The 19,571-nt window shown below is 62.9% G+C and carries 20 protein-coding genes; 9 read left to right on the top strand and 11 right to left on the bottom strand.

Going from position 1 to position 19,571, the window contains the following annotated elements; translation table 11 throughout:
- Positions 1-76 precede the first annotated feature (76 nt).
- Positions 77-583, top strand: coding sequence for a DUF1993 domain-containing protein (locus NKJ94_RS16955; protein WP_352526602.1), 507 nt, complete (start codon positions 77-79; stop codon positions 581-583).
- A gap of 129 nt (positions 584-712) precedes the next feature.
- Here the strand turns inward: NKJ94_RS16955 and NKJ94_RS16950 are convergent, their stop codons facing one another.
- Positions 713-877: a hypothetical protein gene (locus NKJ94_RS16950; RefSeq protein WP_352526601.1), complete on the bottom strand. Its 165-nt coding sequence runs from the start codon at positions 875-877 to the stop codon at positions 713-715.
- A 383-nt stretch (positions 878-1,260) separates the two neighbouring features.
- Between NKJ94_RS16950 and NKJ94_RS16945 the strand changes: the two genes are divergently transcribed.
- Both NKJ94_RS16945 and NKJ94_RS16940 read left to right on the top strand, forming a co-directional pair.
- The gene (locus tag NKJ94_RS16945) at positions 1,261-2,328 is read left to right on the top strand and encodes an aldo/keto reductase (protein ID WP_352526600.1); all 1,068 of its coding nucleotides are present in this window, start codon (positions 1,261-1,263) and stop codon (positions 2,326-2,328) included.
- A 42-nt stretch (positions 2,329-2,370) separates the two neighbouring features.
- A complete protein-coding gene (locus NKJ94_RS16940) occupies positions 2,371-3,636 on the top strand; it encodes a cysteine desulfurase-like protein (RefSeq protein WP_352526599.1) in 1,266 nt (421 codons plus the stop codon).
- Positions 3,637-3,655: 19 nt separating this feature from the next.
- Here the strand turns inward: NKJ94_RS16940 and NKJ94_RS16935 are convergent, their stop codons facing one another.
- Genes NKJ94_RS16935 through NKJ94_RS16915 form a run of 5 tightly spaced genes read right to left on the bottom strand, consistent with a single transcriptional unit; the run spans position 3,656 to position 9,161 of the window.
- Complete coding sequence (locus tag NKJ94_RS16935; RefSeq protein WP_352526598.1) at positions 3,656-4,687, bottom strand: histone deacetylase family protein; 1,032 nt, start codon at positions 4,685-4,687, stop codon at positions 3,656-3,658.
- Positions 4,684-5,196 carry a GNAT family N-acetyltransferase gene (locus tag NKJ94_RS16930; protein ID WP_352526596.1) on the bottom strand — a complete coding sequence of 171 codons (513 nt, stop codon included), beginning with the start codon at positions 5,194-5,196 and terminating at the stop codon, positions 4,684-4,686. Before NKJ94_RS16930 ends, NKJ94_RS16935 begins: the two co-directional genes overlap by 4 nt.
- A 15-nt stretch (positions 5,197-5,211) precedes the next feature.
- Positions 5,212-6,141 (bottom strand): 3,5-dioxohexanoate:acetyl-CoA acetone transferase, encoded by a 930-nt coding sequence (gene kce, locus NKJ94_RS16925; RefSeq protein WP_352526594.1) that lies wholly within the window; start codon positions 6,139-6,141, stop codon positions 5,212-5,214.
- Positions 6,142-6,151: 10 nt separating this feature from the next.
- Positions 6,152-7,519 carry an aminotransferase family protein gene (locus tag NKJ94_RS16920; protein ID WP_352526592.1) on the bottom strand — a complete coding sequence of 456 codons (1,368 nt, stop codon included), beginning with the start codon at positions 7,517-7,519 and terminating at the stop codon, positions 6,152-6,154.
- Between the two features lies 1 nt (position 7,520).
- Positions 7,521-9,161, bottom strand: coding sequence for a N,N-dimethylformamidase beta subunit family domain-containing protein (locus NKJ94_RS16915; protein WP_352526664.1), 1,641 nt, complete (start codon positions 9,159-9,161; stop codon positions 7,521-7,523).
- A gap of 155 nt (positions 9,162-9,316) precedes the next feature.
- Here NKJ94_RS16915 and NKJ94_RS16910 point away from each other — a divergent pair, with 155 nt between their 5' ends.
- The 5 genes from NKJ94_RS16910 to NKJ94_RS16890 all read left to right on the top strand — a co-directional run bounded on the left by NKJ94_RS16910 (position 9,317) and on the right by NKJ94_RS16890 (position 12,076).
- Positions 9,317-9,565 (top strand): ParB N-terminal domain-containing protein, encoded by a 249-nt coding sequence (locus NKJ94_RS16910; protein WP_352526591.1) that lies wholly within the window; start codon positions 9,317-9,319, stop codon positions 9,563-9,565.
- A gap of 119 nt (positions 9,566-9,684) precedes the next feature.
- Entirely contained in the window at positions 9,685-10,170 is a 486-nt protein-coding gene (locus NKJ94_RS16905) for an SRPBCC family protein (protein WP_352526589.1), read from the top strand.
- 24 nt (positions 10,171-10,194) lie between these two features.
- Positions 10,195-11,151, top strand: a complete 957-nt coding sequence (locus NKJ94_RS16900) for an alpha/beta fold hydrolase (RefSeq protein WP_352526587.1) — start codon at positions 10,195-10,197, stop codon at positions 11,149-11,151.
- Between the two features lie 195 nt (positions 11,152-11,346).
- The gene (locus tag NKJ94_RS16895) at positions 11,347-11,745 is read left to right on the top strand and encodes a GFA family protein (protein WP_352526586.1); all 399 of its coding nucleotides are present in this window, start codon (positions 11,347-11,349) and stop codon (positions 11,743-11,745) included.
- 118 nt (positions 11,746-11,863) lie between these two features.
- Complete coding sequence (locus tag NKJ94_RS16890; RefSeq protein WP_352526584.1) at positions 11,864-12,076, top strand: hypothetical protein; 213 nt, start codon at positions 11,864-11,866, stop codon at positions 12,074-12,076.
- Between the two features lie 13 nt (positions 12,077-12,089).
- Here the strand turns inward: NKJ94_RS16890 and NKJ94_RS16885 are convergent, their stop codons facing one another.
- Entirely contained in the window at positions 12,090-13,004 is a 915-nt protein-coding gene (locus NKJ94_RS16885; RefSeq protein ID WP_352526582.1) for a hypothetical protein, read from the bottom strand.
- A 243-nt stretch (positions 13,005-13,247) separates the two neighbouring features.
- Here NKJ94_RS16885 and NKJ94_RS16880 point away from each other — a divergent pair, with 243 nt between their 5' ends.
- Positions 13,248-14,267 (top strand): GH25 family lysozyme, encoded by a 1,020-nt coding sequence (locus NKJ94_RS16880; protein WP_352526580.1) that lies wholly within the window; start codon positions 13,248-13,250, stop codon positions 14,265-14,267.
- Positions 14,268-14,470: 203 nt separating this feature from the next.
- Here NKJ94_RS16880 and NKJ94_RS37580 read toward each other — a convergent pair whose 3' ends face one another.
- The 4 genes from NKJ94_RS37580 to NKJ94_RS16860 form a co-directional block, all read right to left on the bottom strand.
- Positions 14,471-14,854 (bottom strand): hypothetical protein, encoded by a 384-nt coding sequence (locus NKJ94_RS37580; RefSeq protein WP_502896010.1) that lies wholly within the window; start codon positions 14,852-14,854, stop codon positions 14,471-14,473.
- Positions 14,855-15,061: 207 nt separating this feature from the next.
- Complete coding sequence (locus tag NKJ94_RS16870; protein WP_352526576.1) at positions 15,062-15,268, bottom strand: type II toxin-antitoxin system HicB family antitoxin; 207 nt, start codon at positions 15,266-15,268, stop codon at positions 15,062-15,064.
- Positions 15,269-15,272: 4 nt separating this feature from the next.
- A complete protein-coding gene (locus NKJ94_RS16865) occupies positions 15,273-15,473 on the bottom strand; it encodes a type II toxin-antitoxin system HicA family toxin (protein WP_352526575.1) in 201 nt (66 codons plus the stop codon).
- 7 nt (positions 15,474-15,480) lie between these two features.
- Positions 15,481-19,239, bottom strand: coding sequence for a vitamin B12-dependent ribonucleotide reductase (locus NKJ94_RS16860; RefSeq protein WP_352526573.1), 3,759 nt, complete (start codon positions 19,237-19,239; stop codon positions 15,481-15,483).
- Between the last annotated feature and the right edge of the window lie 332 nt (positions 19,240-19,571).

The raw sequence follows: 19,571 nt of genomic DNA, 5'->3' as shown, positions 1-19,571 counted from the left end.
ACGTGGTGACGCTTGAACAATCGCCTGCGAAAGCGCTACCTCTCGCCGTCGGCAGTCGGGCCGCGTGGAGGACCCAGTGAGCATATCAATGTATGAGGTTTCTGTGCCGGTGTTTTCGGCCAGGCTGAAGGCGCTGTCCAACGTGCTGGACATTGCCGAGCAGAATGCGGTTGAGCGCAAGATCGACCCGCAGGTGTTTTTGACGTCGAGGCTGGCGCCCGACATGTTCGCGCTGACCAGGCAGGTGCAGATCGCCACCGATCACGCCAAGGGGGCACCGTCGCGGCTTGCCGGGCGCGAGGTGCCCAAATATGAGGACAATGAGGGAAGCTTCGCCGATCTGCAGGCGCGCATCGCCAAGACGATGGCTCATCTCGCGACATTTTCGGCGGCCGAGTTCGACGGCTCGGATGACAGGATGGTCGAACTAAGGCTTGCGGGACGCGAGGTTTCGATGCCGGGGATGCAATATCTGTTGCACGCTGCCATGCCCAATTTCTATTTCCACCTGACCACTGCCTACGACATCCTGCGCCACAACGGCGTGCCGCTGGGCAAGTCGATTTTCCTCGGATTGCGTTGAGATTCGCTCAGGAGATATCCCGGCCGCACCGGGACCATGATCCCGAAAAGTGGAAACCGGTTTTCGGAAAAGATCATGGTCAAACAGGAAGATAGAGCCCATCCCGACTCTAACGGGATGGAACAGCCTCTAGCGCAGGGACATTTCCCGGGCGATGCGCGGGAAATCGGCCGGCTTGACGCCGATATTGGCGCGATCGGCATTGCTCATCGAATGGAGCAGTGCCAGCGCCGCGCGATAGCGCAACTGTTCCCGAGGACGCGGACGGGCGAACATTTCAGTGAAGAACCCCATGATTCAAGCCCTTATTGAACCTCCACGACGTCCAATATAGGCAGATCACGACAATTTGTGCAGTGCAGCATATGCATGGCAGCCATGCTGCCCCAATCTTTTTGACATAAATCGGCTGTTCCGGCGAAACTTCTGCGGCGCTTCGACCGTATGCGTCAGTGCCGGCACTTGGCCGGTTTTTCCTCGCCATTCCTGGCGAAATTCCGGACTGCATGAAAATGCAGTCCGGCTTTTTTGTTAGCCGTAGGGATAAACCCCGTTCGCCGGCGTCCCGGAAACTCGCCTGGCCTGCCGCCGGCGGGCTTGGAAGCGGCCGACGCTTTCCTGTATGCTATTGCTTCCTCCTCGCGCAGCCGCGCAAAAATTCCCGCCGGAGAAACTTCATGCACAAACGCCGTCTCGGCCAGACCGGTCTTTTCGTGTCGCAGATCTGCCTCGGCTCGATGACCTGGGGCCAGCAGAACACCGAGGCGGACGGTCATGCCCAGATGGACCTGGCGTTTGCGCGCGGTGTCAATTTCATCGACACCGCCGAGCTCTATCCGATCCCACCCAAGGCGGAGACCCAAGGCCGCACCGAGACAATCATCGGCAGCTGGATGAAGGCGAATCGCAACCGCGGTCAGGTGATCCTCGCGTCGAAAGTGGTCGGCCGCACCGCCAATACGTGGTTTCGCGGCGACCGCCCCTCGAAGCTGGTGCGCGCCGACATCTTCGACGCAGTCGAAAAGTCGCTGGCCAGGCTCAACACCGATTACATCGATCTCTATCAGATCCATTGGCCGGAACGCGACGTGCCATGGGGTGCCAATCCAAATCGTATCGGCGCCGTGCCGCGACGCGCCGATGCCGCCGGCGCGCCGGCCGGCGAGACGCCAATCGCCGAGACGCTTCGCGTGTTCGACGAGTTGGTGAAGGCCGGCAAGATCCGCCACTTCGGCCTGTCGAATGAGAATTCCTGGGGCGTCATGCGTTTCATCGCCGAAACCGACAAGGGCGTCGGCCCGCGCGTCGCCTCGCTGCAGAACGCCTATAATTTCGTCAACCGCACCTTCGAGGTGAACCTCGCTGAAGTCTGCGAGCGCGAGCAGGTGTCGCTGCTTGCCTATTCGCCGCTGGCGCAAGGCTACCTGACCGGCAAATATGACCATAGCGCGCGGCCGCAGGGCTCGCGCTCGCAGCTCTTCAACCGCGGTCAGCGTTATGAAACGCCCAACGCCGCGGAAGTGCAGCTCGAATACAACCGGCTGGCGCGCGCTTTCGGCATGGAGCCGGCGCTGTTTGCCAACGCCTATGTCTCGAGCCGGCCCTTCGTCACCTCGAACATCATCGGAGCAACTACCATTCCGCAACTCGAAATGGCGCTCTCTTCCGCCGCCGTGGTCTGGACCGAGGACATGCAGAAGGCGGTCGATGCCATCCACCAGCGCGTCGGCAATCCGTGTCCTTGAGGGGCGTGGTTGTCCGATCATTATAAGGGGAGGGGAACGGCCATGGATTTTTGGATCGACGCGGTGCGCGAAAAGTTTCCGGCATTGTCGCTGACCGACAAGGGCCGCCGGCGCATCTATCTCGACAATCCTGCCGGCACGCAGGTGCCGCAGGCGGTGGCGGACGCGGTGTCGGGTTGTTTGCTGGCCACCAATGCCAATCTCGGCGGCTTCTTCGAGACCACCGTTGCGGCACAAGAAATCGTCGACGAGGCTCATCTGGCGATGGCCGATTTCCTGGGTGCTGCAAGTCCGCAGGAAATCGTCATCGGTGCCAACATGACGACGCTGACCTACCACATGTCGCGAACGCTCGGCCGCACGATGAAGCCCGGCGACGAGATCGTCCTCACCCGCATGGATCATGAGGGCAACGTCTCGCCCTGGCTGCAACTGGCAGAAGACCTTGGCCTCGTCGTGCGCTGGCTGCCCTTCGGCCAGCAGAGCTGGCAGGTCGAGGAGGCAGCGCTTGCTGCGCTGCTTTCCGAGAGGACGAGGCTCGTCGCGCTCAACTATGCCAGCAATCTCACCGGCTCGATCAACCGGGTTAAGTCGTTGACCCGCATCGCCAGACAGGCCGGTGCGCTGGTCTATGTCGATGCCGTGCAGTTTGCCCCGCATGGGCTGATCGACGTCCAAAGCCTCGGCTGCGATTTCCTGATCTGCTCGGCGTATAAATTCTTCGGCCCGCACATGGGGATATTATGGGGCAGGCTGGACGTCATCGATGCACTGAAGCCGTACAAATGCCGCTGCTCGTCCAGTGCCCTGCCGGAGCGCTTGGAGCTCGGCACGCCGCAGATCGAACTGATGGCCGGCCTGTCGGCCGCGGTCGATTATTTTGCCGAGCTGGGCGCGGCAGCCGGCGCGCAAGCGTCGCGCCGCCAGAAAATCACCAAGGCATTCGAAGTGTCGATTGCTTACGAAAACCCGCTGGCGCTACAGCTGATCGATGGCTTGTCGGATATTGCGGGCCTGACCATCCACGGCATCATCGATCCGAAGCGGATCAATGAGCGCGTGCCGACGGTGTCGTTCACTGTCGAGGGCATCGTGCCTGAGACGATCGTGCGGCAGATGAATGCCGAAAACATCTTCCTCTGGTCCGGCCACAACTACGCCTGGGAGATCGTGCGCCAGCTCGGCATTCCGGCCGAGCAGGGTGTGGTGCGCATCGGCATCGCTCATTACAACACTTCAGCCGAGATCGACGAGACGCTGGCGAGCGTGCATCGCGTCATCGCCATGCTGAGGCAGGAACGATCCTGACGCAGCCTCGCGGGGCGGATCATCGCTTGTGGGCGCTGCCAAAACCGGTGAGGAAGGCGGTTAGATTGTCGCCGAGCTCGTCGCAGAGATAGCCGCCTTCCTGGACGATGACCGTCGGCAGGCTGAGCCCGGTGATGGCCTCGCCGATGCGCGAGAAACCGGGCGTGGTCACCGACAACCCACCGAACGGATCGCCCTCGAAGGCGTCGAGCCCCAGTGCCACCACAAGCGCATCTGGCGAGAAGGCGTTGATGCGCTGGAACGCCGCCGTCAGTGCTTCGAGGAACGCGGCATCGCCGGATTTGCGCGCCAGCGGCAGGTTGAGATTGTAGCCGAGGCCGGCGCCTTCGCCGCGCTCGTCGGCATGGCCCCAGAAGAACGGATAGAAGCGCACCGGGTCGGCATGCAGCGACACGGTGAGCACGTCCGGGCGGGCATAGAAGATGCCTTGCGTGCCGTTGCCGTGGTGCAGGTCGACATCGAGGATCGCCACCCGCGCCGCCTGCTTGCGCAGAGCCTGTGCGGCGACCGCCGAATTATTGATGAAGCAGAAGCCGCCGGCGACATCGGCAAAGGCATGATGGCCGGGCGGACGGCACAGCGCATAGGCGGCCGGCGCGCCCGACATCACCGCCTCGGCCGCTTCAATCGCGCTCCAGGCGCTCCACAGCGCGCTCTCCCACGTCTCGCCTGAGATCGGGCAGGCGGTGTCGGCCATGTGGTAGCCGGCTTGGCCGACGGCCGAGGCCGGATAGGAGCCGTTCCGCGCGATCGGATGGATGTTGGGGATGACCTCGGCCGAGGCGCCCTCGATGCGCTGCCAGCGGGCGAAGACATGCTGGAGGAAATCGAGATATTCCGGCGTATGCACCGCGGCAATCGGCCCGAGCCCATGATCCCGCGGCCGTTCGATCGTGCAGCCGGCAGCCTTTGCGCCGGCTAACAATCGCTCGACCCGTTCCGGCTTTTCCGGGTTGGGCTGCGGCGCGCCGCTGGAGAGGAACGCCTTCGGGTCGTGGCGCTTCTGTTCTTCGGCATAGAAGGCTTTCATGTTGGCTCCTCCGGTGCATCAGCGAAGGCGAAAAAGGCATCGCCGACGATCTTCTGCACCTGCTCGTAGCTCGACCAGGCAATGCCCAACCGTTCGTAAAAAGCCTTGGCGGTCTCGTTGTCGGTGTCGACGGAGAGCCTGAGATAGACGCCGCCGGCCTTCCGGCATTGGGCCGCGACCCGGCGCAGCAGGCGCTCGCCGATCCTGCGGCCGCGAAACCGGTCCTCGACATAGAGATCCTGCACATAGACGCCGGGCCGTCCCATCCACGTCGAGAAGATCGGAAAATAGAGGCAGAGCCCGGCAAACTCGCCACCGACTTCGGCGATCAGGGTCGAGAAGGCAGGCTTCTCGCCAAAGCCATAGGTGCGGAGGTCTTCTACCGTCGTGGTGATCTCCTGATGCGCGCCGATGTGGGTGCCGAGCCGCAGGAGTGCGGCGTGGATGGTCTCGACGTCCTCGACGGTGCCGGGCCGGATGACAATGTCTTTTGACGGTGGATTGGTCATTGTCACGGCCGCATCTCAGAACGCCACCCGGTCACCACCCTTGAGCGCCAGCATCTGCCGCGCCTCGGCGGGCGTGGCGACCTCCAGCGACAGCCCGTCGAGCACGCTGCGGATACGGCGGACCTGGTCGGCATTGGACTTGGCCAGTTGGCGCCCGTCGTAGAGGCTGTCCTCCAGCCCGACGCGGACATTGCCGCCCATCGCCGCCGCAATCGAGATCATCGGCATCTGGTGGCGTCCGGCGGCCAGCACCGAAAATTGGTAGCTGTCGCCGAACAGTTTGTCGGCGATGCGCTTCATATGGATCAGGTTTTCGGGATCGGCGCCGATGCCACCGAGGATGCCGAACACGAACTGGATGAACAATGGTCCCGATACCAGCCCGCGGTCCCGGAAATGCGCCAGCGAGTAGAGATGGCCGACATCGTAGCATTCGAATTCGAAGCGCGTACCGCAACCCTTGCCCAGTCTGTCGAGCACCGTCTCCATGTCGGCAAAGGTGTTCTTGAAGATCGTGTCGCGGGTGGCCTCGAGCAGTTTCGGCTCCCATTCGTGCTGCCACTCCCGCGGACGGTCGAGCATCGGGAACAGCGCGAAATTCATCGAGCCCATGTTGAGCGAGCACATTTCCGGCTCGGCCCTGAGCGGGGCGGCCAACCGCTGGTCGAGCGTCATCAGCGACGAGCCGCCGGTGGTGATGTTGATCACCGCGTCGGTCGCCTGCTTGATGCGCGGCAGGAACTGCATGAACACATCAGGGTCGGCGGTCGGCCGCCCATCCTTGGGATCGCGAGCGTGAAGATGCAGGATCGAAGCGCCGGCTTCGGCGGCGGCGATCGCCTCTGAGGCGATCTGGTCCGGTGTCACCGGCAGATGCGGCGACATCGATGGCGTGTGCACCGACCCGGTGACGGCGCAGGTGATGATGACTTTTCGCGGCGCCATGGCTCGCCTCTCAGCCTTCGACCGGCAGGTCGAGCTCGCCGGCCAGCACCTCGAGCGAGTCGCCGATGATGGATACGATCTCGCCGATCTGCTCGGCGGTGACGATCATCGGCGGCGCCACCATGAAATTGTCGCCGTCGACGCCGCCCTTGACCTTGCGTCCATAGATGATCAGGCCGCGCTCATAGGCGAGGTCGAGCAGGCGCTGGGTGGCTTTCTTTGCCGGTTCGATCGGCCGCAGTGTGTCGGGATCGGCAACCATCTCGGCACCGGTGAGCAGGCCCTTGCCGCGCACGTCGGCGATGAATGGAAACCGCTTCGCCAATCCCTTCAGCTCGTCCATCAAAAGGTCGCCCATGTCAGCCGCATTGGCGATCAGGCCGAGACGGTCCATCTCGCCGAGCACCGCAAGGCCGGCGGCGCAGGCCAGCGGGTTTCCGGCATAGGTGTGGCCGTGCTGGAAGCCGCCGGATGTGAGCAGCGGCTGCACCAGCCGCATCGGCGCCGCCAGCGCGCCAAGCGGCGCGTAGCCCGAGCCCAGCCCCTTCGACAGCGCGACGATGTCTGGTTTGCAGTTCCAATGGTCGCCGCCGAGGAATTTTCCGGTGCGGCCGACACCGCTCATCACTTCGTCATGGATGAGCAGGATGCCGTAGCGGTCGCAGATTTCGCGGATGCGCGGATAATAGCTGTCCGGCGCCACCAGTGCTGCCGTGGCAGCGCCGCCGACCGGTTCCATGATGAAGGCGAGCACGCTTTGCGGCCCCTCGGCGAGGATCTGTTCCTCCAGCATGTCGGCGTAGCGGATGCCGCGCTGTTCCATCGAAAGATTGTCGCGGTCGCGCCAGGCGGCAGGCGCCGGCACGGTCGGCATGACCTGCATCATCGGCGCAAAGGTTTCAGCCAGGGCATCGTCGCCGGTGACGGCGAGCGCACCAAGCGTGCCGCCATGATAGGAAGGAAAGCGCGTGATCACCTTCCAGCGGCTGGCCTGGCCGGTGGCAACTGCCCATTGCCGCGCCAGTTTGATGCAGGATTCCGTCGCTTCCGAGCCGCCCGAGACGAAGAAGATGCGGTCCATGCCTTCTGGGAGCTTGGCGGCCAATTGCCGCGCGAGCTCCTCGGCCGGTTCGTTTTCGAAATGCAGGCGGTAGGCGAAGGTGGCGCGGTCCATCTGCCGCTTCATGGCATCGAGCACGTTGCGGTTGGAATGGCCGATATTGGCGACCATCGGCCCGCTCGATCCGTCGATGAAACGGCGGCCGTCCTGCGTCCACATGTAGATGCCTTCGGCGCGATCGATCAGCGGCCGGCGCAGGCTGGACAGATAAAACAGATGCGAGGCTTCGCGGGCTTCCGGGACAGGGGACTTCAACATGTCATGGCTTTCCAAGATAGCGGTCGAGGACATTTCTGGTGACGCGCTCGACCATCGCGTCCTGCCTTAGCAGGCCGGCAACCCATTCGCAGCTTCCGGCGTGAAACACCTCGCCTCTGCCGCGCTGGAAATTGACGATCATGCCGTTGCCGCGTTTGATCTTGTCGAGATTGGCGTCGCTCGCCTCGCCGAACAGCGTTTCGGCGGTGAAGCGTCCGTCCTCGTCGCCGAGGAACTGGTCTGCGAATGGAATGTCGGCGCTTTCCTCGACCTGGCTCGCCATGCCGACCGCGAGCACCTGCAGGCCTTCCGGTGCGCCGCTGTCGGGCGTGGGATAGGGCAGGCCGCCGCGGATCTCGAAATCGAGCCCGTCGACCTCATAGCCATAGACGTGGCTGTCGGCGCCAAGCAGGTCGCCATAGTAGATGCCGGTGCCGGCGAAGGCCCAGTGCTCCGGCCGGTAGACCGGAAAGCCGCGCGCGCCGCGCGGCGCGCAGCCGCCCCAGCCGGCATAGACGCCCTTTGTCGCGTTAAGCCCGAAGGTCGCCGCACCCGGCCGGCCGATTTCCGGCGCTTCCCAGGAATTGGTGGCGCGCCTCACATCGCCGCCGCGATAGGCCGGGTCTTCGGCGCGGGCGCGGTATTTGTAGCAGACCTGCCGGCGGCCTTCGTCCTCCAGCCGCGTCTGCCACATGAAATTGCCGGCAAAGCGGGCCGCATGGCCGCCGCGCTCGACATAGGCGTCGACCGCATCGCGCATCTCCCAGGTCCAGTATTCGTCGTGGCCGACGAACACGACGCAGTCGTAGCCGTCGAGAATGTCGGGCGAAAAATGCAGATCGTGCTGGCTGACGAGATCGACGGCGTAGCCGGCGCGCTCGGCGAAGCGGAAGAAATGACTGTCATAGCTTGCCCAGCCGGACGAAGCGTATTTCTTCGAATGGCCGGTGGCGAAGGCCCATTCCATATGCGGATAGCGCGGCACGGTTTTCGGCGGCACGGCGACTTCGAGCGGCACGCGCGGCGCGTCCTTGGGCAGCACGACGAAGCCGCGGCACCACGGCCGCTGCGTCGACACCATCCGGGCATACTGGTCGCGGCCTGGCCCGGTGATGCCTTCGTAATGGTTGGAACCGCCCCATGTGTTGTAGGCGAGCCAGGTGCCGGTGGCCGCAACCTGCAGCACGCGGCCGGGTTTTTTGCCGGGTTGCGGCGCGACAATGAAAAGATGCTGGCAGAGGATCGGCTTGCCGTCCCGGCCATCCGCTTCAAGCGTGACGCGATAGGCCCCGGACGGCCAATCGTCGCCGACGCGGAATTCGAACGACGCTTCCCAGCCGCAGCCTTCGACCGAACATTGATCTGGCGTCTCCTGCCAGCGCGCCGCGATCCCGGTCCTTTCGAACATTGTCGTTTCCGCGCCGCCGTCACGGACGACCACGATGCCGAAGCTGGCGGCCGTCGAACTCACATGCAGCGCCACCGTCTCGCCGGGACGATAGGAAAAACGGTCGCTGTAGCACCAGATCTCGCCGCGCTCGCCATCCATGCCCGGCCATTCCCAGTAATGGCTGCGCACCGCCTGCCGTCGCTGCTCCGGCGTCAGTCCGAAATCGGGAAACTCGGTCGGCAGATGGGTCATGAACGCCTGTAAGGTCGAAGGCCCCATTTCGGCCATCCGCCGGCCAAGCGTCAATTGGAAACGATCGGGCCAGCCATTGCCGGGCTGCTCCCTTGGCCTTGCCGGCCAAACCGACTATCTCACAAAGGGCGGCCTTATCCGCCACGGGAGCCGACATGCTGCGAGTGCAAAAGGTCAAGATCAACGACATTTACGTGCCGACCGCGCGCAAGAAGACGCTGCATCCCGAGACCGTCCGCCATCTGGCCGAGGACATTCTGGAAAACGGCATGAAGACGCCGATCCAGGTGCGCCATGACGGCAAGCGCCATATCCTCGTCGAGGGGCTGCATCGGCTGGAAGCGGCAAAGTGGCTCGGGGAGACCGAGATCGATGCCTATCTGGTGCAAGCCAAGCGTCACTAGGCTCCCAGTTTGGTCGTTCGAATCGCCGGTCCCGCGGATTTTTTCGCGGACCGTGTCGGCTTGCGTCTTGTCGGTTCGTCCTAGACACGAAAGCCAAAACCGACATGTGAGGAAACACCATGACCACCAAGCTCGATATCGCCCCCGACTCCGACCGCGAACTGGTACTCGCCCGCATCATCGATGCGCCGCGCGAGAACGTCTATCGCTGCTGGACCGAGCCCAAGCTCTTGACGCAATGGTTCGCGCCGAAGCCGTGGACGACGCCACGCGCAGAGATGGACGTTCGCGCCGGCGGCACCAGCCTGGTCGTCATGGCCAGTCCCGACGGCAACGAATTTGCGAACCCTGGCGTCTTCCTCGAAGTCGTGCCGGGCAGGAAGCTCGTCTTCACCGATGCCTATACCAAGGCGTGGGAGCCTTCCGCAAAACCGTTCATGACTGGCGTTGTGACACTCGAGGACGTGGGCGAGGGCAAGACCCGCTATATCGCCCGGGTTGCGCATTGGTCGGTCGCCGACCGCGAACAGCACGAGAAAATGGGTTTTCACGAGGGCTGGGGCCAGTGCGCCGAACAGCTTGAGGAGGTCGCCAAGCGACTTTGATGCAAACGGGAGAGGGAGATTGATATGTCCAGATCGATGTTTTTCGCCATTTTCGCCTCGGCCGCCGCGCTGTTTGCCGCGCCGGGCACCATCAACGCAGAGGAGGCCAAGCCCGCCATGACGACCGCAACCGCAACATTGCCGAAGCCGGAAAAATCCGGCCTGCTGCCGATCAACGGTCTGAACTATTATTACGCCGTCTACGGCAAGGGCGAGCCGCTGCTTCTACTGCATGGCGGCCTCGGCACGACCGACATGTTCGCGCCGATCCTGCCAAAACTTGCCGAAAACCGCACCGTTATCGGCATTGACCTGCAGGGCCATGGCCGCACCGCACTCGGCGACCGGCCGCTCAGCCTGGAGGCGATGGGCGACGACGTGGCGGCGATCGTCAAGGCGCTCGGCTACCACAAGGTCGACGTCATGGGCTATTCGCTGGGTGGCGGCGTCGCCTTCCGCATGGCCGTCCAGCATCCCCAAACGGTGCGCTGCCTGGTGCTGGTCTCGACCGGCTACGCCGCGGACGGCTTCTATGCCGAGATGCGTGGCCAGCAGGCACAGGTCGGCGCGGCGATGGCCGACATGATGAAGGACACGCCGATGTACAAATCCTACGTCGCGGTTGCGCCGCATCCGGAGGATTTTCCGAAACTGCTCGACCAGCTCGGCGCCCATATGCGCAAGGACTACGACTATTCCGCCGACGTGCAGAAGCTGAAAATGCCGGTGATGCTGGTTTTCGCTGACGGCGACATGTACCGGCCCGAGCACGAGATCAAGTTCTACCAGCTGCTCGGCGGCGGATTGAAGGACGCCGGCTGGATGCGCGAGAACCTGTCGCAGAACCGCCTGGCGATCCTGTCCAACCGCACCCACTACGATGTGTTCTTCGCGCCGGAACTGACAGCCGCCGCGCTGCCGTTCCTCAATGGCGAGACCAAGGTCAAGACCTGGGACGAGGTTGTCAACGAAACGAACTGACGCCCAGTCAATTGTCTGCCGGCCGTCTCCTGCGAGATGGCCGGTTTTCATCTATGAGGCCTTGGCCGACGCATCGGGCCAATCGCATGTCGGCCGGATCAGAGCTATAGATGGCACCATCAAAGCTTTTCAATTGACGCTGCCACGCCTATCGATAGGTATGCCACCCATTCTCACAGGGAAGGGACTCGGGCGATGGTTGGGTATCAGGGCGGGTGTTTGTGCGGGGCGGTGCGCTACCGCGCCGAGGCGGCACCGATCAATGAGCGCATCTGCCATTGCCGGCTGTGTCAGAAGGCGCTGGGTGCCGCCTTCAACGCGCGCGTGCTGTTCCGCATCGATGATGTGACGGTCGACGGACCGCTGGCGACGGTGAATTCCTCGCCCGATCTCAAGCGCGGCTTTTGCCCGCGCTGCGGCACGACGATGTTTTCCCGGCGCGATTCCGCCGGCATCATCGGCGTCACCACCGGCTCGCTCGACGATCCCTCGGTGTTCAGGCCTGAAATGCATATCTGGACCGCCTCGAAGCAGCCCTGGGTGCAGATCGACGACGGCCTGCCGCAATATGAAGGCGCGCCGCCGCCGGCATGAGGCGAAATCTGTCCAAAATTTAATCCGGAGCGACACGAGATAGCCGGCAAAGCGTCATTGGCGGGCCATCATTGCTGCCTATCTATGGCGGGCGGGCGGGCAGTCGAGGAGGCGACGGATGAACGATAGCATCAACACCCTGGATGAACTCTTGAGCGATCCGATGGTCAAGCTGGTGATGGAGCGCGACCGCGTGCAACCGGCGGAACTTCGCACGCTGCTCGAAGAAAAGGTCCGCCGGGTAGACGATGATGCGCCGGTCAACGATCGCTTTGTACCGCCGGCCCACATGATGGCCACGACCTGCCACAAGCTGTGGCTGTGCAGCTAGGGTCTTCAAGCGGTCAGCCGGAATTTGCCGGCAAATAGCTGTAATGGCTGCGGAAATAGGCAAGCTTGAAGCCGAGGCGTGCATAGTTGCGATAGGCTGGCCCGTCGCGTTCGGCTCGCGGCGCCTCGATATCGGCCACGAACAGTTTTGCACCGGCCGCAAGTCCGTCGCGCACCATCGCTTCGCCGAGCATTGCATCGAGGTCGAAGCTCGGCGCCATGATGCCGGGCACCGGCGCGTCGATGCCGCTCCAGGCCATGCCGTCGGCGCCGATGAACATCGAGCGCACCGCTGCCACCGCGCCTTCCCGCCGCAGCATGTAATGATGCCAGCCGCGTCGACCGGCCAGCGCCAGCAACCACGGTGAGGTCGGCAACCGATATTGGCTGTCGATGAACCCAGCCCATTCCCTTGCCGTTGCCGGCGTCACCCGCTCGACCGAGACATCCTCCGTCGGGAAAAGCGGCTCAGCGGGCAATGGCGTGCCGTCGCGAAAGATGCGCTCCCAGCCGCCCTGACGCTGCAGGCCGCGCGCCTCGAGCCAGCAGCTGAGCGTCGCGGGCTCGGTGTGTGGGTTGGTGTAGAACCAGGGCCGCAGAATGCCGGCGTCGCGATAATGCGCCAGAAGCGCGTCGAGCCGGCTCTCGGTAGCAGCGCTATCGACACCGAAATTCTTGACACAGTTGAAATGGATGAACGGGATCTTCGTGCAGGTGGTCCAGACGAGATCGCCATCTTCGGCGATCGCCAGGCCTTGCCTTTCGGCAAAGTCTGCCGGGGCGGCACGATAAAGATCGAGCCAGGCATCGACCTCGGCGCTTTCGATGGCGCGGCTGAGATCGCGGGATATCTCGTTGATTCCGATGGCGGGCGAGTGTGGCTCCGGCGGGATTAAGGGCGGCAACTCTGACAGGGCGGCGGGCTGCATGTCTTCCTCCCAAGTATGGCCTTACACTGTAAGATTAGCGGAGATTAATCTCATGCCGTGAGTTGTCAAGCGGGATTGCGAGGCAGCGACGTGGCCGAACGTTGGAGGGCCGGCCGACGTCCCGATGCAAGCCCTAACAATTCGATTCAAACTTTGTTGGTAGTTTCTTGTTAGGAATCCAGCTTGGTTTGTCCGGCGGCGTTGTCCTGCCTTCGGTCTGTTGTGTTTTGCGTACAGGTCCAGATGCGGTTATCAGGCGTCGTCATCTTCTCGATCGCAGCGCTGTGCCTTGCCGGCTGCACGTCGACCTCCGGCGTCGATGCGCTGCAAGTGCCGTCCAGCGAGACCACCAGCTCGGTTGTGCGGCCACCCGCGCCGATCGCCTCTGCGGCGAAAGTCGATGCTGCGCCCGCTTTTGCGGAACAGGAGCAGGACGAACAGCCGGTCGCTATCGCGGAGCCCGACCAAAGCGTCGAGCCACCGGCCGAGGTGATCGCGCTGGTATCGCCGCCGAGGCGGCTGACACGCGCAGCGCCAGCAATGCTTGCCGGGCCGGTCACGCGCTATGGTTTTCGCGATGCCAAGCCGATCAATTTTGGCAAGGCATCCTCGCCCAGGCGCCTTGCCATCCACGGCGTCGACGTCTCGCGCTGGCAGGGCAATGTGAACTGGCAAAAGCTGCGCGCCCAGGGCGCCAACTTCGCCTATATCAAGGCGACTGACGGGGGCGACCATCTCGACCCGATGTTCACCAGGAACTGGCGCAATGCCGACGCCGCGGGCCTGAAGCGCGGCGCCTACCATTTCTTCTACTGGTGCCGCACCGCCGGCGAGCAAGCCGACTGGTTCATCCGCAACGTGCCGCGGGTCGAGGGTGCGCTGCCGCCGGTGATCGATGTCGAGTGGAACGGCGAATCCAGCTGCAAGCGGCGCCCGTCGCGCCAAAAAGTGCTGGAGAAGATGCAGGTGTTCATGGACAGGCTGGAACGCCATTACGGCCAGCGGCCGATCATCTACACCGCGCCTGATTTCTACCGCGATAATCTCAGGGGCGCCTTCCCCGATTACCCCTTCTGGCTACGCGCCGTGGCCGCGCACCCGTCAAAGGTCTATCCCGGCCGCAAATGGCTGTTCTGGCAATATTCCGGCTCCGGCCTGTCGCACGGGGTAAGAGGCCGCATCGACCTCAACGTGTTCCATGGCGACGAGAGGGCCTGGCGGGATTGGGTTGGCGGACGGCAGGACGTGGCCGACGCGGAGTGAGGCAGCTCTTCCCTTCTCCCCTTGTGGGAGAAGGTGGATTGGCGCGCAGCGCCAAGACGGTTGAGGGGTGTTGGACGAAGTGCGTCGGTGCCAAGCTGGAGCACCCCTCATCCGACCGAGCTTCGCTCGGCCACCTTCTCCCACAAGGGGAGAAGGGAGGGCGCCGCGCTATCCCCCCTTTGGTTGGTCTCGAACGTCGGCCCTTATCTGAGGATTCCTTGGAGGTCGTCCCCAGGATTGGATAACGTCGTCCCATGCCGCATCAGCCCGTTGCTCCGACCAAACGTCGTTTCGCCCGCTCGATGCGACGCGAGCCGATGGAAGCGGAAGGCCGCCTGTGGCATGAACTGCGCGGACGCAGGCTCGATGGCATCAAATTCCGGCGCCAGGTTCCGGTCGGCAAATTCATCGCCGATTTCATTTGCGCCGAGGCCAGACTGATTGTCGAGATCGATGGCAGCCAGCACGCGGATTCGCACCATGATGGAGAGCGAGACACCGAATTGAAGGCGAGGGGCTTTCGCGTGTTGCGCTTCTGGAACGACGACGTATTGCGGGATTTGAAACGCCGTCTGTGACACCATCATCGCTTATGTACGAGATGAAAGTTTGCAGCCGTGGCGGTAGCGCGGTCTTCCCTTCTCCCCCTGTGGGAGAAGTTGGATTGGCGCGCTGCGCCAAGACGGTTGAGGGGTGTTGGACGGAGTGCGTCGCTGCCAAGCTGGAACACCCCTCATCCGACCGAGCTTCGCTCGGCCACCTTCTCCCACAAGGGGAGAAGGGAGGGCGCCCCGCTATGCCTCGACATATTCCGCCAGGCTGACACCTTTGGGCACATCCAGTCCATCGGCGCGCAAGCCTTCGATGTGAAAGCGTATTGCGGCGCGAATTTCAGTTTCCACTTCGGGCACCGTGGCACCAGTCGCGATGCAGCCAGGCAGGTCCGGCACGTAAGCGGAAAAATTGTTTCCGGCTTTTTCGATCACCACCGCGTAGCGCATGTCATCACTCCTTTAAACCGGACTGCTTGAGGATACTGTTCAGGGTTCCTGGCGCAACCTCTTCAGACGGCTTGCCGGCCACGGTGACGCGGCCGGCTTTGATTTGATGCTTATATTGGCGATGGCTGCCCTTGGTTGCAACCAGGTACCAGCCGTCGGTCTCCAGCAGGCGAATAATCTCGCGGACCGTAAGCCGAGGTGGCATCAGCTCCTCAGCTACACCCGCTCGTCGCCCCACAAGTATCGCACTTCTCACACGTGCCGTTCCGCACCATCGTGAAATTGTGGCATTCCGAGCATTCGTTGCCGGTATAGCCCTGCATTAACGACTGCTGGCGCCGGTTGGCGGCAAGCGCTTTGGCCTCGGCTGCTTCTTTCGCGGCTTCGTCGGTGAACAGCTCCGTCGGGTCGGACGCTTCCGCGTAGACGATGTCCTCGACCAGTTCCCTGGCGCGCTCCTCGTAGTCGCGCTTGTAGGCGATGGCTTCGTCGCTGGCCGGCTTCAACGTCAGCACGTTGGAACCGGAGAAGGCGGTCGGGGCGGTACGGACTGGAGTTCCGGAACCCGAACCCGCAAAGCCTTTCGGCTCGGCACCCGACACCAGCTTGACCGGCGAGGCGCCGCGGGTCAGGCCCTTGGAGAAGGGCGTCGCCTTGCCTTCGTTGATGCCGCGCCCGAGCGCGGTTTTGTCGAAGTCCGACTGGTCGACATGGGCGAGGTCATGGCGGCCGAGATAGGAGACGGCCAGTTCGCGGAACACGTAATCGAGGATCGACGTGGCGTTCTTGATGGCGTCGTTGCCCTGCACCATGCCGGCCGGCTCGAATTTGGTGAAGGTGAAGGCCTCGACATATTCGTCGAGCGGCACGCCATATTGCAGGCCGAGCGAGATGGCGATGGCGAAGTTGTTCATCATCGCACGGAAGGCCGCACCTTCCTTGTGCATGTCGATGAAGATCTCGCCGATACGACCGTCATCGAACTCGCCGGTCCTGAGATAGACCTTGTGGCCGCCGACGACCGCTTTCTGGGTATAGCCCTTGCGGCGGTTCGGCAGTTTTTCGCGGTCGCGGTAGAGACGCTCGACGACGCGCTCGACGATCTTCTCGGTCACCTGCACGGCGCGCTGCGCGGCCGGTGCCGCGATCAGCTGCTCGACGGCTTCGTCCTCGTCCTCCTCGCCGTCGGCGAGTAGCGAGGCGTTGAGCGGCTGCGAGAGCTTCGAGCCGTCGCGATAGAGCGCGTTGGCCTTCAGCGCCAGCTTCCACGACAGCATGTAGGCACCTTTGGCGTCTTCCACCGTCGCGTCGTTCGGCATGTTGATGGTCTTGGAAATGGCGCCGGAGATGAAGGGCTGCGCCGCCGCCATCATCATAATGTGGCTGTTGATCGACAGCGAACGCTTGCCGATCTTGCCGCACGGGCTGGCGCAGTCGAACACCGGCAGGTGTTCGGCCTTCAGGAACGGTGCGCCTTCCAGCGTCATCGCCCCGCAGACATGGATATTGGCGGCCTCGATGTCCTTCTTCGAGAAACCCAGCGCCGGCAGCATCTCGAACGAGAAATCGTTGAGCTGCTCGTCGGTGAAGCCAAACGTCTCCTTCACCCAGTCGGCGCCCAGCGTCCACTGGTTGAAGACGAACTTGATGTCGAAGGCCGACTTCAGCGCGGCGTTGAGCGCCGCGATCTTGTCGTCGGTAAAACCTTTTGCCTTGAGCGAGCCGGGGTTGACGGCAGGCGCCTGGTTGAGATTGCCGTGGCCGACGGCATAGGCCTCGATCTCGGCGATCTGGCTCTCGGAATAGCCGAGCGTGCGCAGCGCTTCCGGAACGGCACGGTTGATGATCTTGAAGTAGCCGCCGCCCGCGAGCTTCTTGAACTTTACCAGCGCGAAGTCGGGCTCGATGCCGGTGGTGTCGCAATCCATCACCAGGCCGATGGTGCCGGTCGGTGCGATCACCGTTGCCTGTGCGTTGCGATAGCCATGCTCCTCGCCAAGCTCAATGGCGCGGTCCCAGGCGGCCTTGGCATGGTCGGCAAGCTCCTGCTGCTTGAGATCCGATGCGACCAGCGGCACCGGGTTGACGGCAAGCTTCTCGTAGCCGTCCCTTTCGCCATAGGCAGCGCGGCGGTGGTTGCGCATGACGCGCAGCATGTTCTGCGCATTGCGGTCATAATCGGGGAAGGCGCCGAGCTCGGCGGCCATTTCGGCCGAAGTGGCATAGGCGGTGCCGGTCATGATCGCGGTGAGCGCGGCGCAGATGGCGCGGCCCTCGTCGGAATCGTAGGGAATGCCCGAGGTCATCAGCAGGCCGCCAATATTGGCGTAGCCGAGGCCGAGCGTGCGGTACTCGTAGGAAAGCCTGGCGATCTCCTTCGACGGGAACTGCGCCATCATGACGGAGATTTCCAGCACCATGGTCCACAGCCGCACCGTGTGCTCGTAGGCTGATATGTCGATGGTGCCGTCGGCGTTGCGGTAGGGCAGAAGGTTGATCGAGGCCAGATTGCAGGCAGTGTCGTCGAGGAACATATATTCGGAGCACGGGTTGGACGCCCGGATCGCACCGGCCGAGGCGCAGGTGTGCCAGTCGTTCATCGTCGTGTTGAAGTGCAGGCCCGGATCGGCCGACGCCCAGGCGGCATAGCCGATCTTTTCCCAGAGATCGCGCGCCTTTAGTGTCTTCAGCACCTTGCCGTCCTTGCGGGCGGTGAGATGCCAGTCGCCGTCCTGCTCGACGGCGCGCAGGAAATCGTCCTTCAGCGACACCGAATTGTTGGAGTTCTGGCCGGAAACGGTGAGATAGGCGTCCGAATCCCAGTCGGTGTCGTAGGTCTTGAACGACATCGAGGTGTAGCCCTGCTTGGCGAACTGGATGACGCGGTAAATGTAGTTCTCCGGCACCGCGTCCTTCTTGGCCGCCTTGATCTCGCGCTTCAGCGCGGTGTTGACCGCCGGGTCGAAGCAATCGTCGCCATTGCCTTCGCAGTTGATGCAGGCCTTCATGATCGCTTCGAGGTGCTTCTTGACGATCTTCGAGCCGGTGACCAGCGAGGCTACCTTCTGCTCCTCATTGACCTTCCAGTCGATGAATTCCTCGATATCGGGATGGTCGGCGTCGACAATGACCATTTTCGCGGCGCGGCGCGTCGTGCCGCCCGATTTGATGGCGCCCGCCGCGCGGTCGCCGATCTTCAGGAAGCTCATCAGGCCGGACGAGCGGCCGCCGCCGGACAGCTTTTCGCCTTCGCCGCGCAGCATCGAGAAGTTGGAGCCGGTGCCGGAGCCGTATTTGAACAGCCGCGCCTCACGCACCCACAAATCCATGATGCCGCCCTCATTGACGAGGTCGTCCTGCACGCCCTGGATAAAGCAGGCATGCGGCTGCGGATGCTCGTAGGAAGACTTCGACTTGGTCAGCTTGCCGGTGAACGGGTCGACATAGAAATGGCCCTGGCTCGGGCCGTCGATGCCATAGGCCCAGTGCAGGCCGGTGTTGAACCATTGCGGCGAGTTCGGCGCGACGCGCTGGGTGGCCAGCATATAGGCGAGCTCGTCGCGGAAGGCGCGCGCGTCATCCTCCGACTTGAAGTAGCCGCCCTTCCAGCCCCAATAGGTCCAGGTGCCGGCAAGCCGGTCGAAGACCTGGCGGGCATCGGTCTCGGAACCGTAGCGCTCGGCTTCCGGCAGCTTGGCCAGTTCCGCCTCGTCGGCGACGGAGCGCCACAGGAACGAGGGGACTTGCGTTTCTTCGACCTTCTTCAACCGTGCGGGCACGCCCGCCTTGCGGAAATATTTCTGCGCCAGGATATCGGCGGCAACCTGGGAGAACTGAGCCGGCACATCGATGTTGTCCAAGCGGAACACCACCGAGCCATCCGGATTCTTGATCTCGGAAAGCGCCTTGCGGAATTCGATCTCCGCGTAGGCAGATTGTCCTGGCTTGGTGAAACGACGCTCGATGCGCATTGGTCCGGTCCCTTTTGTCTACATATAGCGCTTTTCCCAGAGGATTTCTGCCCTCTTGACGAAACGCGCATGTCCGCCGTCTGCCGGCGTTCGAAAACCGCCGGCTCTCATCTTCACAGTCTCCGCCGCCCTGCCGGTCGAACCTCTTGCGAGGTCGCTGTCCAACGCGCTGACGGACCCTGTGGGTCCCTCAAAAACTGAAAACTTTTTGCAACACCCTCAATCGAGGGAAATTCACATTATCTAGCGTCGAACCTACCTGCAAACACTAAATATAGTATTAACAGACAATTTATTCAAGTCCGACAATCCTCCCTTTCGCCCCAAAAAGG

It is taken from the genome of Mesorhizobium sp. M0060 (assembly GCF_040323155.1).
Lineage (GTDB): Bacteria > Pseudomonadota > Alphaproteobacteria > Rhizobiales > Rhizobiaceae > Mesorhizobium.
Note: the sequence above shows the minus strand (reverse complement) of the source record. Positions and strands in the feature narration are given on the sequence as shown.

What these genes read in the sequence shown, in the direction of transcription:
- NKJ94_RS16940 (WP_352526599.1), top strand. Translation starts at nt 2,371, where the DNA reads ATGGATTTTTGGATCGACGCGGTGCGCGAAAAGTTTCCGGCATTGTCG.
- NKJ94_RS16950 (WP_352526601.1), bottom strand. Translation starts at nt 877, where the DNA reads ATGGGGTTCTTCACTGAAATGTTCGCCCGTCCGCGTCCTCGGGAACAG.
- NKJ94_RS16935 (WP_352526598.1), bottom strand. Translation starts at nt 4,687, where the DNA reads ATGAAAGCCTTCTATGCCGAAGAACAGAAGCGCCACGACCCGAAGGCG.
- NKJ94_RS16890 (WP_352526584.1), top strand. Translation starts at nt 11,864, where the DNA reads ATGAACGATAGCATCAACACCCTGGATGAACTCTTGAGCGATCCGATG.
- NKJ94_RS16915 (WP_352526664.1), bottom strand. Translation starts at nt 9,161, where the DNA reads ATGACCCATCTGCCGACCGAGTTTCCCGATTTCGGACTGACGCCGGAG.
- NKJ94_RS16870 (WP_352526576.1), bottom strand. Translation starts at nt 15,268, where the DNA reads ATGCGCTACGCGGTGGTGATCGAAAAAGCCGGAAACAATTTTTCCGCT.
- NKJ94_RS16885 (WP_352526582.1), bottom strand. Translation starts at nt 13,004, where the DNA reads ATGCAGCCCGCCGCCCTGTCAGAGTTGCCGCCCTTAATCCCGCCGGAG.
- NKJ94_RS16865 (WP_352526575.1), bottom strand. Translation starts at nt 15,473, where the DNA reads ATGCCACCTCGGCTTACGGTCCGCGAGATTATTCGCCTGCTGGAGACC.
- kce (WP_352526594.1), bottom strand. Translation starts at nt 6,141, where the DNA reads ATGGCGCCGCGAAAAGTCATCATCACCTGCGCCGTCACCGGGTCGGTG.
- NKJ94_RS16880 (WP_352526580.1), top strand. Translation starts at nt 13,248, where the DNA reads ATGCGGTTATCAGGCGTCGTCATCTTCTCGATCGCAGCGCTGTGCCTT.
- NKJ94_RS16895 (WP_352526586.1), top strand. Translation starts at nt 11,347, where the DNA reads ATGGTTGGGTATCAGGGCGGGTGTTTGTGCGGGGCGGTGCGCTACCGC.
- NKJ94_RS16945 (WP_352526600.1), top strand. Translation starts at nt 1,261, where the DNA reads ATGCACAAACGCCGTCTCGGCCAGACCGGTCTTTTCGTGTCGCAGATC.
- NKJ94_RS16930 (WP_352526596.1), bottom strand. Translation starts at nt 5,196, where the DNA reads ATGACCAATCCACCGTCAAAAGACATTGTCATCCGGCCCGGCACCGTC.
- NKJ94_RS16905 (WP_352526589.1), top strand. Translation starts at nt 9,685, where the DNA reads ATGACCACCAAGCTCGATATCGCCCCCGACTCCGACCGCGAACTGGTA.
- NKJ94_RS16910 (WP_352526591.1), top strand. Translation starts at nt 9,317, where the DNA reads ATGCTGCGAGTGCAAAAGGTCAAGATCAACGACATTTACGTGCCGACC.
- NKJ94_RS37580 (WP_502896010.1), bottom strand. Translation starts at nt 14,854, where the DNA reads ATGATGGTGTCACAGACGGCGTTTCAAATCCCGCAATACGTCGTCGTT.
- NKJ94_RS16920 (WP_352526592.1), bottom strand. Translation starts at nt 7,519, where the DNA reads ATGTTGAAGTCCCCTGTCCCGGAAGCCCGCGAAGCCTCGCATCTGTTT.
- NKJ94_RS16900 (WP_352526587.1), top strand. Translation starts at nt 10,195, where the DNA reads ATGTCCAGATCGATGTTTTTCGCCATTTTCGCCTCGGCCGCCGCGCTG.
- NKJ94_RS16860 (WP_352526573.1), bottom strand. Translation starts at nt 19,239, where the DNA reads ATGCGCATCGAGCGTCGTTTCACCAAGCCAGGACAATCTGCCTACGCG.